This is a genomic window from Paenibacillus xerothermodurans, assembly GCF_002220865.2.
GTDB lineage: Bacteria > Bacillota > Bacilli > Paenibacillales > NBRC-103111 > Paenibacillus_S > Paenibacillus_S xerothermodurans.
Genome location: NZ_NHRJ02000004.1, coordinates 58,584 through 73,433 on the forward strand (window position 1 = coordinate 58,584; position 14,850 = coordinate 73,433).

Annotated in this window: 16 protein-coding genes; 3 read left to right on the top strand and 13 right to left on the bottom strand. The window is 51.4% G+C overall.

Annotated features, from left to right (window positions below):
* Positions 1 to 107: 107 nt before the first annotated feature.
* Together CBW46_RS09580 and CBW46_RS09585 are read right to left on the bottom strand one after the other, a co-directional pair.
* Positions 108 to 1,244 (bottom strand): glycosyltransferase family 4 protein, encoded by a 1,137-nt coding sequence (locus CBW46_RS09580; RefSeq protein ID WP_089199790.1) that lies wholly within the window; start codon positions 1,242 to 1,244, stop codon positions 108 to 110.
* 751 nt (positions 1,245 to 1,995) lie between these two features.
* Positions 1,996 to 2,202, bottom strand: coding sequence for a helix-turn-helix domain-containing protein (locus tag CBW46_RS09585; protein WP_089199791.1), 207 nt, complete (start codon positions 2,200 to 2,202; stop codon positions 1,996 to 1,998).
* A 179-nt stretch (positions 2,203 to 2,381) separates the two neighbouring features.
* Between CBW46_RS09585 and CBW46_RS09590 the strand changes: the two genes are divergently transcribed.
* A complete protein-coding gene (locus CBW46_RS09590; RefSeq protein WP_089199792.1) occupies positions 2,382 to 2,783 on the top strand; it encodes a helix-turn-helix domain-containing protein in 402 nt (133 codons plus the stop codon).
* Positions 2,784 to 3,044: 261 nt separating this feature from the next.
* Entirely contained in the window at positions 3,045 to 3,797 is a 753-nt protein-coding gene (locus CBW46_RS09595; RefSeq protein WP_089199793.1) for an SDR family NAD(P)-dependent oxidoreductase, read from the top strand.
* A 104-nt stretch (positions 3,798 to 3,901) separates the two neighbouring features.
* On the opposite strand, the gene CBW46_RS09600 is transcribed toward CBW46_RS09595, so the two are convergent.
* Positions 3,902 to 4,555 carry an SGNH/GDSL hydrolase family protein gene (locus CBW46_RS09600; protein ID WP_089199794.1) on the bottom strand — a complete coding sequence of 218 codons (654 nt, stop codon included), beginning with the start codon at positions 4,553 to 4,555 and terminating at the stop codon, positions 3,902 to 3,904.
* A 199-nt stretch (positions 4,556 to 4,754) separates the two neighbouring features.
* Here CBW46_RS09600 and CBW46_RS09605 point away from each other — a divergent pair, with 199 nt between their 5' ends.
* Complete coding sequence (locus CBW46_RS09605) at positions 4,755 to 5,162, top strand: hypothetical protein (RefSeq protein WP_089199795.1); 408 nt, start codon at positions 4,755 to 4,757, stop codon at positions 5,160 to 5,162.
* A 196-nt stretch (positions 5,163 to 5,358) separates the two neighbouring features.
* Here CBW46_RS09605 and CBW46_RS09610 read toward each other — a convergent pair whose 3' ends face one another.
* The 10 genes from CBW46_RS09610 to yjbM all read right to left on the bottom strand — a co-directional run bounded on the left by CBW46_RS09610 (position 5,359) and on the right by yjbM (position 14,839).
* On the bottom strand, positions 5,359 to 5,940 hold the full coding sequence (locus CBW46_RS09610) for a GerMN domain-containing protein (protein ID WP_089199796.1): 582 nt from the start codon (positions 5,938 to 5,940) through the stop codon (positions 5,359 to 5,361).
* A 23-nt stretch (positions 5,941 to 5,963) separates the two neighbouring features.
* Positions 5,964 to 7,406 carry an N-acetylmuramoyl-L-alanine amidase family protein gene (locus tag CBW46_RS09615; RefSeq protein ID WP_089199797.1) on the bottom strand — a complete coding sequence of 481 codons (1,443 nt, stop codon included), beginning with the start codon at positions 7,404 to 7,406 and terminating at the stop codon, positions 5,964 to 5,966.
* A 446-nt stretch (positions 7,407 to 7,852) separates the two neighbouring features.
* Positions 7,853 to 8,584: a 7-cyano-7-deazaguanine synthase QueC gene (gene queC / locus CBW46_RS09620; RefSeq protein ID WP_424446211.1), complete on the bottom strand. Its 732-nt coding sequence runs from the start codon at positions 8,582 to 8,584 to the stop codon at positions 7,853 to 7,855.
* 50 nt (positions 8,585 to 8,634) lie between these two features.
* Positions 8,635 to 9,342 carry a 7-carboxy-7-deazaguanine synthase QueE gene (locus CBW46_RS09625; RefSeq protein ID WP_089199798.1) on the bottom strand — a complete coding sequence of 236 codons (708 nt, stop codon included), beginning with the start codon at positions 9,340 to 9,342 and terminating at the stop codon, positions 8,635 to 8,637.
* A complete protein-coding gene (gene queD / locus CBW46_RS09630; RefSeq protein WP_089199799.1) occupies positions 9,323 to 9,805 on the bottom strand; it encodes a 6-carboxytetrahydropterin synthase QueD in 483 nt (160 codons plus the stop codon). Before queD ends, CBW46_RS09625 begins: the two co-directional genes overlap by 20 nt.
* Positions 9,806 to 10,088: 283 nt before the next feature.
* Complete coding sequence (locus tag CBW46_RS09635) at positions 10,089 to 11,177, bottom strand: hypothetical protein (RefSeq protein ID WP_089199800.1); 1,089 nt, start codon at positions 11,175 to 11,177, stop codon at positions 10,089 to 10,091.
* A 305-nt stretch (positions 11,178 to 11,482) separates the two neighbouring features.
* On the bottom strand, positions 11,483 to 12,307 hold the full coding sequence (locus CBW46_RS09640; protein ID WP_243633252.1) for a Cof-type HAD-IIB family hydrolase: 825 nt from the start codon (positions 12,305 to 12,307) through the stop codon (positions 11,483 to 11,485).
* 28 nt (positions 12,308 to 12,335) lie between these two features.
* Positions 12,336 to 13,100, bottom strand: coding sequence for a pseudouridine synthase (locus CBW46_RS09645; RefSeq protein ID WP_089199801.1), 765 nt, complete (start codon positions 13,098 to 13,100; stop codon positions 12,336 to 12,338).
* A gap of 457 nt (positions 13,101 to 13,557) precedes the next feature.
* Positions 13,558 to 13,986, bottom strand: a complete 429-nt coding sequence (locus CBW46_RS09650; RefSeq protein WP_089199802.1) for a DUF309 domain-containing protein — start codon at positions 13,984 to 13,986, stop codon at positions 13,558 to 13,560.
* A gap of 58 nt (positions 13,987 to 14,044) precedes the next feature.
* Entirely contained in the window at positions 14,045 to 14,839 is a 795-nt protein-coding gene (yjbM, locus tag CBW46_RS09655; RefSeq protein ID WP_089199803.1) for a GTP diphosphokinase, read from the bottom strand.
* Between the last annotated feature and the right edge of the window lie 11 nt (positions 14,840 to 14,850).

The following is a 14,850-nucleotide window of genomic DNA, read 5'->3' on the forward strand; positions in this document are numbered from 1 at the left end:
CACTGCCTGTGCACCCAGTCAGCGCCGGTGACAGAGGGACGGACCCGGCATTTGTACTCGTCTCGCGGGCACTACTCTAACATTATCTTGAGACTGCGCACGCCGTTTTACACCTTGTCATCTTTGCGATAAATGCGGTACACGCTCTTTAACTGCTGTACGATCCGCGCCATGGAATAAGCGCTCTGCGCTTTGTCCCATGCCACACGGCCAAGATTGTAGCGGAAGATGGGATCGCCCGCCACCTTTTCCAGCGCCGCAGCCAGTGCCGGCACATCATCCACAGGTACGAGCAGCCCGTTGTGCCCGTGCACGATCTGTTCCGGAATACCTCCTACATTGGTGCCAACGAGGGCCAAACCGCACAATGCCGCCTCTGCAAACACGGAGCCGAATGACTCTGCACGGGAGGGCAGCACGAACACGTCAAAGAACGGCATGAAGTCTTCCGGATGCAGCATGTACCCGTAAAAAATGATCTCCTCGTAGATATTCAGCTCAACTGCCATTTGTTCCAGCTGCGGCCGGATCGGGCCATCCCCAATGAGATGAAGCACGAAGGGCTGACCGCGCTTTTTGAGCTCCGCGCAAGCAAGAAGCAGCGTGTCTAGTCCCTTGGCCGGCACGAGCCTGCACACGGTTATCAATTGCGGGATTTTATTCTCATGCGGCACGGGACGAAATCTTCTCTCATCGAAGCCGTTCGGAATCACGCCGATGCGGTCAGGCTCCTGCACATAATCCGCCAAATACTGTTTAAATGAATTCGACACGGTGATCAGTTGGTCTGCGCGTTCTTCCAGTTCCCGGTACAGCGCGGTGAGAAATGCCTCTTCCGGTCCGTTTTCCTTAATTTTACCATTCAGTATAAGTTCTCTTTCATAGCTTGAATGAACGGTCATCAGCACGGGCGTGTCAGGAAACAGCTGCTTCATAACCAGCGCCGCGATGGGATGGTGCGCGTGAATTAGATCATATGTTTTTGTGATGCGGAGCTTTGTCCACCATATATAATCCCTGTAGGTTTGAATGTATTTATCCACAATGGGATTCCCCTCATACACGTGCCAGTCGAAGGTGGTGAAGGACACCGGCTCGGTCCCTTTGCCGCGCACCCGCTTCGGCAGTGAGAATAACTCCATTTCCCAACCGCGTTTATTGAACCGCTCCTGCATAAAGGGAATCATTGAGGATACTCCGCCAGGCTGCTCCGGCGGAAAAAACAAGGCTTGCAGTATGTGCATGATACCCCTCCGTGATCAAATGCAATAATGCCAAACATTGGCGATGTACTGTAGAATAATGGATTATAATTGAACAATTACATCGTAACAGTAAACGCACGCGTACGACAACTTTTTCCTAAAATGAATGTATGTTTGGTATAATGGCTGTAGGTTTGAGATAACTTGATGCTGAGGCGTGATCACTCCTCCGTCCTCCGCTCATAATGAGCTGACACATCTGCGACCCGCAAAACCTGAATGAACGGATAAGACAGCATATTGGCGCACGAGTGCCCGTGGCCGTGCTGTACATCGATATCGATAATGTTCAAGCAATTGAACGACACGCAAGCAATTGAACGACGCGAAGGGTCATCAAATGGGGGATGAAGTGTTAAATCATCGCGGCACTCACAATGCAGGAAGAAGCGGGGAACAGGAATCTGTTGCCGTTATGGCGGTGACCAACTGGTGATCCTGCTTACGGACAGCAGCTCTGATCCGGCGCGTTTGCCGAACATATCCTTGCCCGTGTGGAACAGAGACCATTGGCAGTGTTAGTGTGGGCGTAATCCGTGACTGCAAAAATGACTCGGCGGTCGGGAATCAAGCAAAGCTGACGAAGCCGGTGCATAAACACGGCGATCTGCGAATAAAAAAGGCCAAGGCATGCGGAAAAAACAAAGTTGGTCGCCTTCTAGCGGACGCTTGTCTCCCCGAGCGGACGCCCCCGGCGCCACTACACGGTGCTCGGGTTGCGTCGCCGCAGTCACTCAATCATGAATATCGCCTCTAAAGGCTGATCGAGCAGCTCGCTAAGTTTCTTAGCGGTTGCCGGCCCCACCGTTTTAACGGAGCGTTCCAGCAAACTGATGTAGGACGGGCTTAGTCCTGACTGCTTGGCCAACTCGCGCTGCGACATGCCCTTGACGATTCTGGCTTTGACAAAGGCGTTCGACTTCGTTCTGATTTTCATTTGCTAGAAGTTCCTCCCTCTCTTTTCCGGTTATTTCCATTATACCATTTGGTTTTACATATGCAACTACTTTTGTTTACTTTTGTATTCGTTACCGCGAACGTTGAAATTACAGATATTTACTGTTATTATTTTTATGTTAACCTTTGTTTACTTTTGAAAAAATTGCAGGTGCCCTGATGAACTTTTATGAACAGCTGCGCGACATGCGCAAATTAAAAGGCTTTACCATTCGCGAATTAGCGGATCGTTCTGGTGTTTCCGCGGCGTATATTTCCCAATTGGAAAATGGCAACCGGGGAGTTCCTTCACCAGATGTGTTAATGAAGCTGTCCGAGGGATTGAATACACCTTACGCGGAGCTCATGAGCATCGCCGGCTATTTGGCGAGAACAGGCTCAGAGCATGACGACAACCTATCCAAAGAGAGGCCACGTGTGAATCTCCGCCGTTTTTTGCGGGAAAATGAATTGATGTTCGACGGCATTGAGCTGACCGAACAGGACAAGGATTGGATTGAGCGTATGCTCACTGTACTGTTTTGGAAAGAGAAGCAACGGAGGGAGAACGAGCCTGGCTAATAGGATTAAGGAGTTCGTCTGTAAGTCCCAGCCTTCATTGTTCTGCACTCCGTTACATTAGTGTGATGCATTCACGCGGTGGTTGACATGTGCGCCCAAGCCTGCATGCGCTGCGCGCCTGTGCGTTGGTGTGATGTATTTTTGCGGGCGTTGAGTGCGAATCCAATGCTTTGTGGGCACATTTTTTCAGTGTCTGAGCTTTGGAAAAACCCGAAAATGTAGTATGTTTATACTGACTCAAAAACGAGGGAGGTTACAGCTATGCAGCCATTGCATGACAAGGTCGCCATCGTAACGGGCGGCAGCAGAGGGATCGGCGCGGCAACCGCGATTATGCTCGCCAAGGCGGGTGCCGATGTGGTGATCAACTACTTCAGCTCGGAAAAGGATGCTCAGCACGTGCTCGCCGAGGTCCAATCTATCGGACGAAAGGGCAAGATTGTACAAGCTGACGTAAGAAACCCAGAAGATGTGCAGCGTTTGGTCGAGCAGACAGTCAGCGAATTCGGCAAAGTGGATATCCTTATCAACAACGCGAATATAGAGTTTGCTTACAAACCGTTCACCGAGATGAAGTGGGATGAGTTCTCCTATAAGCTCAGTAACGAGATGGGCTCGGCTTTCCATGTTTGTCAAGCAGTCGTCCCTCACATGATACAGCAGGGCGGCGGAAAAATCGTATTGATTTCCAGTTCGTTGTCGCGCACACCGTCGCACGGATTCATAGCCCATGGTACCGCAAAAGCAGCGGTCGTGGCATTTGCGAAATATTTAGCGCAAGAGCTGGGTCCACACAATATCACAACCAATGTGATTGCACCGGGATTGGTGCTCACAGATGCAACGAAAGATCAGCCTGCTCAAGTGCATGAAACTCTCAGAGGTTTAACACCTTTGCAGCGTTTGGCGCAGCCTGACGACATTGCGGGCGCGGTACTAAGCTTGGTCGCTGACTGGAATACATATGTAACCGGCGCTTATATTCCGGTTAACGGCGGAATTGATATGAGTTGATGTATTGATCGATCCACTGTGCGATCCACATAAGAAAAACGCTTTAGCTGGGTGCATATTGATACCCATCTTAAAGCGTTTTTCCTTTTCCTCGTTAGACCACGCTACTGTAGTCTGACCATACCTGCGTATACGAGCGGAAATAAACCCGCTGCGATAACAGCGTGCCCTTTCTCATTTGGATGTACCGCAGTAATGCCACGGTAAACCTCCTCGACCGTCCCGCTCCGATAGCCATCGATCAGGCGTGCCTCTTGACCGGCAAACCATTGATCAACAGGAGCAATGCGGCAGCCAACTCGTTCAGCCTGCTTTTGGATTTCTTGATTCAACATGCTCACGCCTTGAACTGCCAGCGGACTATTGGGATAAGGATTATACTGTGTGCAGCAAATAACGTCAAATGACCCGATCGTACGTATCATTTGCAGTATGGCTGCGAGTCGTCTACTGTACTGGTGCATGCGCGCTTCTACTGAGATTCCCACTCCTTGCAATGCATCCACCCCGGCATGGATCAAATCTACGCCGCCTATCCACACGGAAACGGTGCTGGCGGCTCGCAGACGACCGGGATCCACGCTTAATGCTTCCGCTAGATCAGCGCTCGTCCAGCCCGGCCGGGCCAGTACGGTCCGTTTCGCTTTGACGCCTTTAGCAGCCAGCATCGACACCACACGGGAATGATACGCTCTGTCAGCCGCACTCGCGTTGAGACCGTACGTGATCGAATCCCCTAAAGCCGCATAACCCAACATGCCTATTCCCCCTTCTTCTCATTCATTTATGTTACGCAGCGATGCGGCTGTTTGCATACGCACTCGTCCCACAGTGAGAGTGGATATCCTGCCACACCTCGCCATTTGCGTCCCATCCGCCCGATCTGGTGGAACGAGCACGAAAGCCCTTGCATGTGGTGCCGGTCAACAATAAGATGCATGGAAAGGAAGTGAACGCGTGAAGGGTTATGATATGGAGGGCGGCTTCTGGAGACATCCCGCGTCCTATAGTGGTGCACAGCCGTATAGTGGTGCACGGCCCTACAGTGGTGCACAGTCCGATAATGGTGCACAGCCCTATAGTGGTGCACATCCCGCCGAGCAGGCCATTCCGGCCGCTCCCTCGGCAAACAACGAGCCTCTCGGTGAGCAAGCACAGCTGCAGCAGCTCATCGATCGTCTCGGAGGTGTGGATGCCATTGTTAAAGCGCTGAGCTCCCCGGAGATGAAACGTGTGATTAAGCAGCTGCAGCCGCTGCTGTTCACGGCGATGAGCTCCATCTTATCTGGGTCTGCCTCTGCTCCAATAGGCCACCGTGCAGCCAAGAAACACAAACGCCGTCCGCGTGCAAGAAAAACCGTCTGATGTATCGCTGAGCTCCCGGCACACAAGCGCTCTTAGACACTCACGCGCGAAGCGATGGCAGGTGAATGCCATGCAAAATAGGCCCTCCCGCAACTCAAGCGGAAGGGCCTAACCCACGTAAATGTGGGCTAAAGATGCGATTTTAATGGTTCACTGTGTTAATTATTTGTGCGTTCAGCAGACGGTATTGCGAGTATTAGCTCGGCCGGTTCATGGGATGAGGCAAATCCATATGCCCCATCAGCGAATCTGCGGGTTTACCGTCCACCAGGATGTCGATTTGCTCGACCTCCGAGAACTGAAACAGCGTTTTTTGGATAGCCTCCAACAGCATGGCCTCACCCGCAGCTCCAAGACGGCCTTCGCCGGACACGGTAATGTCCAACGTCAGCTTTTTGTCCTTCAGCGCTGCGGATTTAAAGCCCAGGGAGTCGGCCAATGGAACCAGCCCACTGTTGGCTGGAGCCTTTTTCAAGGTCCATAGTGCAGCAGTATACTTGTCTTTTTCTTCCTTGAAGTTGATGGTGACCTCTTTCTCCACCAGCTGAGAAGCCTGTTCATCGCCGTAGTACGCTTTGATTTTGCTCTGGATTGGTTCGTTCTCGTTAGACGTTGGAGCCTTCTCCTGTGGAGGCGGAGTCGTCTGGCTGTTGTTAACCGGAGGTTCGGAGCCTTGAGACACCGTTCCGCTGCTTGTCGGCTTTTGACCACAACCGGACAATGCCAATGCTGCGATTACTCCAGTGATCAATATAGCGCGAACCGTATTTTTTTGCATCGAATCCACCACCTTTTTCTACCTTACTGAATGTTAAGCTGCTCTTTGATTCCGGCTACGATCGCAGCCGCCACCTTGTTTTGGAATGATTCGTCATACATCAACGAAGCGTCGCGCCAATTGGACAAATACCCCACCTCCAGCAGTACGGCCGGCATGTTAGTCACTTTCACTACCCGGAAAGGCTGCTGTCGAACGCCACGGTCCGGCAAGCCTGTGACTGCCGCCATGTGCTTATGCATCACTTTAGCAAACGCCGCGCTGTCATATTTGTAGTAGTACGTTTCCGTGCCTGTCGATGTGGAACGATAACTATTCCCGTGAATGGAGACGAACAGACTCGCATTATGGTCATTAGCAAACTTCACACGGTCATCCAGCGTGACAAACGTGTCGTCGCTCCTGGTCAATAGAGGTTGGATTTGCGCCTCCTGTGAAAGCAGGTTAAACACTTTTAGCCCCATAGCCAGATTGAATTGCTTTTCCGTGTGACCTGTGACCGATTTCGCGCCGGGATCGTGGGCTCCATGCCCCGGATCAATCACAACCTTATGCTTAGCACCCTTCTTAAATACGCCAGCTAGAGCAGAGGTGTTCCAACCTGATTCCCAGGTGAGCTCTGCAGACTCTTTCATGTCGAGCACAATGCGCACCGTGTGTGGATTGATATTAAACAGCGAGTAGCGCACATGACCGACATAGACATTATTGGATACCGTGTCGCCGCTTTTGGTCGCCGCATCTTTGTACAGTGACGGGTCTAACACGACATTGGGAATGTCGATGACGATCCGGTGAGGACCGGTCATCGTAAACACTTTAGGTTTCAATTCTCCCGAATCAGCTTTAATTAACAATTGGGAAGCATTCATATCAATCGTTTTAATTACGGGCAAAGGTTTTCCATTGCCGTCCGCGACGGGACTGTCAGTGGAAGGCTTGTCCGGCGGCTGTACACCCGCTCCCGCTGGAGTTGGCAAAGCTCCTGAACCTGAGCCGGGGGCTGGCTGCGGTGCAGCCGCTGCTTTTTCTTTCAAATACACCGCCCGCTGCACTTCGTGCCAGTCCACTTCGATGCCCATATTTTCGGCGACAAAGCGCACGGGCAGCAAAGTGTTGCCGGCGATCAGCAGGGGTGGGGCGGCCAACGTTTTGCTCGTTCCGTTCACGGTTGCCGTGGGCTGGCCTATCACCATCTGTATGTTGGTCGAATTTTTGGTGATCGTTACCTTTTGAGCGGCTTGATCCCACTCTACCTTGGAACCCATCTCTTCAGCAATAATCCGCACGGGAACCATCGCCACATCCTTGATGATACGGGGTTCGACTTCCGGCTTTAATTGTTTTCCGTTAAAAAACAAAGGTATTCCGTCAGCGGAACCTTGAGGAGCGGCAGACGCCAAGGCTGGCAGCATAATGGCCATAAGCAGTAGTAGTATGAATGTAGAAACAAACCTTAACTTCATCCTTCACCTCTAAAATAGTAAGTAATTATGGTGTGACACAACTATAGAAGCATTCAACAATGGACAATTTGAGCATTTTTAGCTGCTTAATGAAAAAAAATCTGTTGTCGACGGCATTCCCCCTTTTCGACAGACGCATACAAAAATATTAGACGCGCCTATCCCTCAAAATGTTGCATTTTCCCAAGGTATTTTTTGCACCGGGTTGAATGCCGCCGAGACCATCACCGTTGGCGTTAGGAGTACAAACAAAAAAACCCCACTCTATCCTCGTGGGATAGAATAGGGGTCAATCAGGCGCCAAGGATGGATTAAATCACCTCCCCGGCGGGAACAACAGCAAGCTGCTGACAGCAGTTTGACCGTTACCAATATAAGGCACTCATTGGTTCTAATCATATGAAGCAGGCAACGTCCATTTTCAGCCTATGCACGTATGCCTGCCATTAATGTCTCGCACGATATGCGATCGGATCGGCGGACCCGGCTTCAGCGAAGCCTTTCAACCGCAGTCTGCAGCTATCGCATACGCCGCAGGCCTCTGCTTGGCCGTTGTAGCATGACGTGGTCAAATGGTAAGGCACTTGCAGCATGTTCCCCTGCCGAATGATCTCCGCCTTCGTCCATTCGGTGAGCGGCGTCTCAATCCGGATCGGGCCGCCTTCCACGCCGACACGCGTAGCCACCGCCATCACTTCTTCCACCTTGCGGATGAATTCCGGCCGGCAATCCGGATAACCGCTGTAATCCAGAGCGTTCACGCCGATGAAGATCGCTTCCGCCCCAATAGCTTCTGCATACGAGGTGGCGATTGAAAGGAACAACAAGTTCCTCCCCGGTACGTAAGTCACTGGAATGTCGGACTCGGGCTGTGCGGTATGTTCAGCAGCTTTAGTTGTATCCGGCACCGCGATGCTATCATCTGTTAACGCACTGCCTCCGAATTCCTTGAGAAATCCGAGCTGAATCACTTTATGCCGGCCTTGCGCTCCATAGTGCTCCGCAACCGCCCGGGCATTGTCCAGCTCAATTCTATGCCGCTGCCCGTAATCGAACGTGATGGGATACAGCTTGTATCCTTTGGCTTGAGCGATTCCCATGCAGGTCGTGCTATCCAGGCCTCCGCTCAAAATAATGACGGCTTTCCGGCCGCCTTGATTATGATTGCTCATGCTCATACTTATTCACACCTTTGTATTATTGCCGCGGAAATAGTGTGCACGCTCCACTACACGCCCCTTGCCGCAGGATCCCATATAATTTTATGAAGCTGCATGTTGAGCTTCACACGTGAAAGGCCATGCTCCAACATAAGCTGCACCAGTTTGTGTGGCGGCATTGTCTCCCATACCGGACTAAACAGCGGAAGCGCCATGGTAGGATACTGTTCCAGCACACGGACGGCTTCGGCGAAGTCCTGTTCGCTGCCTATGACGAACTTCAGCTCATCCTGCTCGCGAAGCTTCATCAAATTGCCTAACACCATCTTATCGGTCTCTCCGGAGTCTGGGAGCTTGTAATCTACTATGTAGCGTACCTTCGGAGAAGAAATCCGGTCCATGAACATCGAGATGTCGATTGCGCCGTTCGTTTCGATATGAATGTCCGTCAAGCTGTCAATATCTATGAGCGCCTCTATCAGCGCAGCCGACTTCTCGCCATACAGCAGCGGCTCACCCCCGGTCAGACACAGGTGGGTTGAGCGGTACTTACGCACCTCCTGTACGATTTGCGAGATGGTCATCACCCGGTCGGCTTCCTCAGGCGGATAGCTGTATTTGGTGTCGCACCAGGTGCAGCGCAGGTTGCAGCCGAACAATCTCACGAATATGGTCGGAAACCCGGCACGTGTCCCTTCGCCTTCCACGGTCTCGAAGATTTCCACCATCGGCAATTTTATGTTGTACCAGTCCGGATTAGCGCTCACCTGCCGCATCTCCCATCATCGCCGCGGTAACCGCCGCATAGCTTGTCGGCGTTTCCCATAGCCTTACTTCCTCCACCCGCACTTGCGGGTAAAGCCCTTCCTCCCGAACCGCCGTATTCAGCTGTTCATACATCCAAACCACCATGTTCTCAGCGGTAGTGTTCATGAGAGGCAGCACTTCATTGAGATAACGATGATCCAGCGGATCAATCACCCGCTCCTTGGCGATTCTCTTAATATCCGCAAAATCTATTGTAATACCCCTCTCATCCACTTTACCGCGCATAATAACCTGCAGCTTGTAAGTGTGGCCGTGCAAGCTCTTGCACTTTCCTTCATAGCAGTGCAGATGATGTGCGCTGTCGAACGTAAACTCCTTTGAAACCAATACTTCTTTATCATGATATTTGAGCTGGCTTTTGTCGATGTCCACGCCCAACTGTTGAACTTTCATCGGAATGTGGTATTCCACTGTATTCACCTTCTTCCCCAAAAAAAACAAACCTAATTATAGCACGTGCGTGAGACATCCCACAACAACTTAAGACTGGAAGTAGAAAAGAGTCGGGACGCATGCGTCCACCGCCATATATAAATACAAAAAAACTCCGGCACGCGTCCGGCATCATATTCGCCCCCTCCGCCCCGGCCCCGCCGCTCTCGTGATGAAGCCTTAGCGGGGTGACTGGACGCGCGAACAACGAACATACCGGACGCACCGGAGTGCATCACTGTGGCGATGTGTTACGATTTAATTAATGCACCTGCTCCGACTCGAATAACAGCTCCTCGAAAGGCTCGTTTTGATAAAGCATCGTCACATTGAACGACTCGAAATCTTTTTCCTTATCCAGCTCCTGCATCAACAGCTGCGAGATGAACTCGCGGTCATCGGAGTCGCCCGGCTCGCGGAAATCAATGAACCCGGTCAGCGCACGTTGGCTGATATCAACGGTCGCGGTCCCGATCGGCAGCGGGCCATAAGATGCTTGATAGATTTCATAAGTTAAGGCATCGCCATCGTCACGGACCAGCACTACGGAATAATCGTCTTCCGACCGCGCTCCCCCTTCGGCCAGAAGTATGTCCTCCTGCGCATCGTCCAAATAATCCTCATGCGCGAGCTGAAAGGTTTCGATCAACTGATCATCCCACTGCATGTTGATGGAAATGGTATCCACTGCGTCCTCATCGAAATCGTGCACCAAAAGATCCGCAACCGCCTCAAGCTCCTCGTCTCCAGGTTCAAATCTCCAATTTACGGTGCCGGTGACGTCGCGGTCCGTAAGGTGAAACTCGGCTTCGGCAACCAGTTCTTGCTCTTCATCATGAATGTGGTAGACGGCGGTGTCGGCTGTTTCCTCAATTAGCACCAATTCAAAATAGCCGTAATCCACATCCTCATCTGCCGCCATATCCGCCTTGAAGGCCTCGGAATAATCATCGACAACATATTCATTCTCATCCAAGTTCCGCCGCACTCTGAACCGGTCATTGTCGGCCCACTGCATCTCATCGTCTTGTTCCACATCTTCCAGCGCGGACATCTCTTCGTCTACATCTGTAGAAATGATCTGATCGAAGTCGCTGTATGTCAGCAGAACATCGCAGGACTCTATAGCTAATGCGTCAATGTGCGTTTGCAGGTAATGCTGTAGGAAAGAGGCCACACGCTCTTTGCCGTGCGGGGGAAGACTCTCTTCTTCCAATTGGATGGCCCCGGAGATCCGGTCGCCCTCACGGTACACCAACGTCATAGTGCCAACAAACTGATTATTCCACAAAATGTCGCTGACTTCTCCGCCTGCTGTCTTTAAATCATGTCTGAGCATCACATCGGTCATTGTCTCTCGCCTCCAATGGAATGTAGATCGCATTGCCTGAACTGACGCATTACTATCGTGTCCTAAAAGGCCCAAAATATAAGCCCGGCGGCAGGAGTCCAATCCCAGACTCAGCGGCACCAATAGTATACGTGAACCGATGAGCAGAAGCTGCAACACAACAACTGCCCCAGATGCGCGACACTTCATATAACGGCAACACGATTAACAGTAGCAAAAACATATCAACAAAAAAAAGACCGGTTGCATACAATCGGTCTTTCGCTATTTCCTAGCCATTATCCGCACAGCGTGGATGTGTATGTTTACGACCAGCTGCCACTAACCATTCCGTGCTTTAGCAAAGCGGCGTACACACCATTTTCGTTGTTGGATAAGGTCACATCGTCAGCGGCCTCTTTGACTGCATCCGGCGAGTTGCCCATCGCGATACCCAGTCCCGCATATTCCAACATCTCAATGTCATTGTAATAGTTCCCCATAGCCAACACACGCGGCCGAGGTATATTCCATTGTTCCGCCAGCTTCGCCAGAGCATTACCTTTGGACACTGCGCCGCTCATCACATCTATGAATTCGGCACTGCTGCGGAACCAACGTATTCCATCCGCCAACGGCATAGTCGGGAGCTCGCGTTCGACGGCGTCCATCACGCTGCTTGGCCCGAACATCGTCAATTTGACAACCGGCCCTTCTAAGCTCAGCACATCGGCAATCTGTTTAGGAGTTTGCAGATACTTCTCATACATAATGGCTTCCGCCGAGCCGATCGTTTCCAAAAAGACATCAAACGCGGTATTTACATCAAAGTGAATCGAATGCTTGCGGCAGTATCGAATTAAAGCTTCAATCTGGCTTAACGAAAACGCATGCTCTTGCAGCAGCACAGGTCCCGGCGTCTGGATGGTCGCTGCACCGTTGTGGGTGATCAGCACACCCTCGAGCCCCAGCTGTTCCAAAATCGGCACAGCATTTGCCGGCCCTCGGCCCGTGCATAACACCAGGCTGGCGCCTGTCCCATGGGCCTCGCGCAGCGCCCGTTTCGTAATGTCGGTCATTTCATAATTGTCGTTTAACAAGGTGCCGTCAACATCCAATGCAATCAGAGAATAGTCCAAAGTTTGTGCCACACTCCTATTCCTTCTTCTATCTTGTGCATCATCGTGCATCCTCAGGCCCGGGTGTGTGGGCGGAACGCAGTTGCTCCAGCTCGCCGCCGGTAAGCTCCCGATATTCCCCGGGCGCCAAATGCTCGTCCAGCAGCAGCGGTCCCATTGTAATCCGTTTCAAATAAACCACCCGCTTGCCGACAGATTGAAACATGCGTTTCACCTGATGAAACTTACCTTCCATGATCGTGAGTTCAATTTTCGACACTTCACCTAGAACAGGATCTCCGGCTTTCAAAATATTAAGTGCCGCTGGCATGGTGACATACCCGTCATCCAGAGTGACACCCTTGGCAAAAGCTTGTCCATCTTCTGCTGACACTGTGCCGTGCACCTCGGCGTAATACGTTTTGGGCACGTGTTTACGCGGCGAGAGGAGGTTATGAGCGAGCTTGCCGTCGTTCGTCAGCAGCAGCAGCCCTTCCGTATCCTTATCCAGCCGTCCGACCGGAAACGGGTCGAATAAGCGATAGTGGTCGTCTAGCAAATCCTGTACAGTGCGCTCACGAACGTCCTCAGTGGCTGAAATGACACCCTGCGGTTTATTCAACATTAAATAAATAAATTCCCGGTACCGCACGACTTCACCGTCGATGACAATGTGATCCTTGACGGGATCGACCTGCATGGCCCCGTCCTTAACGGGCCGATCATTTACGATGACGGCGCCGCCTTTTATCCTGCGCTTGATTTCGCTGCGCGTTCCGTGACCGGCATGTGCCAACAGCTTCTCCAGTCTCATAGTTGCTTTCATTTCTTGTCTCCCACCTCCAACCGGCGTGGTATTCTTGTATCTACATGCCGTCCAGCCAGTTGTGTCACCGAGCCGGACAATGCGTGTGCAAAAAACAGGGCGCGTGAGTATGTGGAGGCCCTACGGCGCATTTTGAATGTGTTCACAGTCATTTCATATGGCAATATGATGTGAAGTGACAAAAAACATTGAGCCGTCCCCGCGCAGCCGCAGGAATTTCGCACACATGAATGAAGCCTGTATATCTTCCAATTTTCCACGCCGGTGTGCGCATTTTAGTTTTTACAGCGGCCGGACATTTATTAACTTCACACAAGTAATACGTTTTCGCGTATACATACGAGCTGAGGAATGAACACGCTCTTACAGGTACATGATAAAAAGGCGGATGGTCGAGCTCTGAGCTCATCCTGCCTTCTCTGCAAAATACGAGTAGTCAATGCAAGACAGCTTCCGGCTAATCATCCTTATGGCCGGTGTGTGGCGGATTAAGCTTCAGCTCCTCCACCAAGGCGGCCAAATCACGGTCGGTGATACGAATGTCGAGATCATAAAAGGCGAACGGCTCTGCAGACACCCGTTCCAAACGTGTCAAATAGATTTGGCTGTCTTCCACTAGCTGAGCCAAATCAATGCCGAGCTGCCCCGCCGGCCGATCACGCAGTTTGGCCAGAGCCGCAGACAACAGCTTCTTGGCGCCGCTCACATTGCCGTTCCGATAATGATACAGGCCCACCGCTACTTGCAGCAGGCCTTGGTACACAGGGGATCTGCCTTCCTCCAGCCACAGCTCCTCCATCACTTCGTGACATTCGAAATAATCCCGCTCTACGTTAAAATAATAGATAAATTCCACATAAAGCCGGTCATAACGCTGCTTTCGCATACGCTATCGCCTCGATTCCCCGGGAAATAATGGTGCCTGCTGAATCGTGAACGCTGCTCTACCCTTTTTTCGCACGTGCGATGGCTTGCTCGATCTCCTTAGAGAGCTCCTGCAGATATCTAACGTCATCCGTTCCCCAACGGTCGTTGAACCGTTTCTGGAATTGCGCTGCCTCCCGTACGCGATGGTAGAAATACAATTCTTGGATGCCGTTGAGCACCTGTGATACGATGTTGGAGTTATCCTCGAACAGCTGCTGCGCCTCCATAATCTCATCGCGGATGCTGCTCATTTCCTGATCGAGCAGATACGCCGCTTCAGCAGCTTTGCTTAACCGTTTGATAACCTCTTCCGGCAGTTTCTCACGGTATTTGTAATTCAGCGAATGCTCGATGGTCGCCCAGAAGTTCATCGCGAGTGTGCGGAGCTGGATCTCAGCGAGTACGCGTTTCATGCCAAGAGCTGTCTGCACAGGATATTCCACAATCATATGATAGCTGCGATAACCGCTTGGTTTTTTGTTGGTAATATAGTCTTTCTCGTACACTAGGGTCATATCTTCGCGCTTGCGAATCAGTTCCGCCAGTGTTGCGATGTCCTCTACGAATTGGCACATAATACGAATCCCGGCGATGTCCTCGATTCCCCGTTCCAGCTGCTCCATCGGCACATCCAGCCTTTTGGCTTTTTCCAATATACTGGACACCTTTTTGACACGTCCGGTAACAAATTCAATCGGCGAATATTCCTCACGGCTTTTTAATTCCCCGCGCAATGTTTTAAACTTCACCTTAAGCTCCTCTACCGTTTGTTCGTAAGGCAGCAGAAACTTTTTCCAGTCACGTCCATCCATGCAAGTTCCTC

Coding starts and splice junctions, on each gene's coding strand:
- CBW46_RS09615 (WP_089199797.1), bottom strand. CDS start 7,406: ATGAAGTTAAGGTTTGTTTCTACATTCATACTACTACTGCTTATGGCC.
- queC (WP_424446211.1), bottom strand. CDS start 8,584: ATGAGCATGAGCAATCATAATCAAGGCGGCCGGAAAGCCGTCATTATT.
- CBW46_RS09595 (WP_089199793.1), top strand. CDS start 3,045: ATGCAGCCATTGCATGACAAGGTCGCCATCGTAACGGGCGGCAGCAGA.
- CBW46_RS09580 (WP_089199790.1), bottom strand. CDS start 1,244: ATGCACATACTGCAAGCCTTGTTTTTTCCGCCGGAGCAGCCTGGCGGA.
- CBW46_RS09600 (WP_089199794.1), bottom strand. CDS start 4,555: ATGTTGGGTTATGCGGCTTTAGGGGATTCGATCACGTACGGTCTCAAC.
- CBW46_RS09645 (WP_089199801.1), bottom strand. CDS start 13,100: ATGAAAGCAACTATGAGACTGGAGAAGCTGTTGGCACATGCCGGTCAC.
- CBW46_RS09610 (WP_089199796.1), bottom strand. CDS start 5,940: ATGCAAAAAAATACGGTTCGCGCTATATTGATCACTGGAGTAATCGCA.
- CBW46_RS09625 (WP_089199798.1), bottom strand. CDS start 9,342: ATGCGGCAGGTGAGCGCTAATCCGGACTGGTACAACATAAAATTGCCG.
- CBW46_RS09590 (WP_089199792.1), top strand. CDS start 2,382: ATGAACTTTTATGAACAGCTGCGCGACATGCGCAAATTAAAAGGCTTT.
- CBW46_RS09585 (WP_089199791.1), bottom strand. CDS start 2,202: ATGAAAATCAGAACGAAGTCGAACGCCTTTGTCAAAGCCAGAATCGTC.
- CBW46_RS09635 (WP_089199800.1), bottom strand. CDS start 11,177: ATGACCGATGTGATGCTCAGACATGATTTAAAGACAGCAGGCGGAGAA.
- yjbM (WP_089199803.1), bottom strand. CDS start 14,839: ATGGATGGACGTGACTGGAAAAAGTTTCTGCTGCCTTACGAACAAACG.
- CBW46_RS09650 (WP_089199802.1), bottom strand. CDS start 13,986: ATGCGAAAGCAGCGTTATGACCGGCTTTATGTGGAATTTATCTATTAT.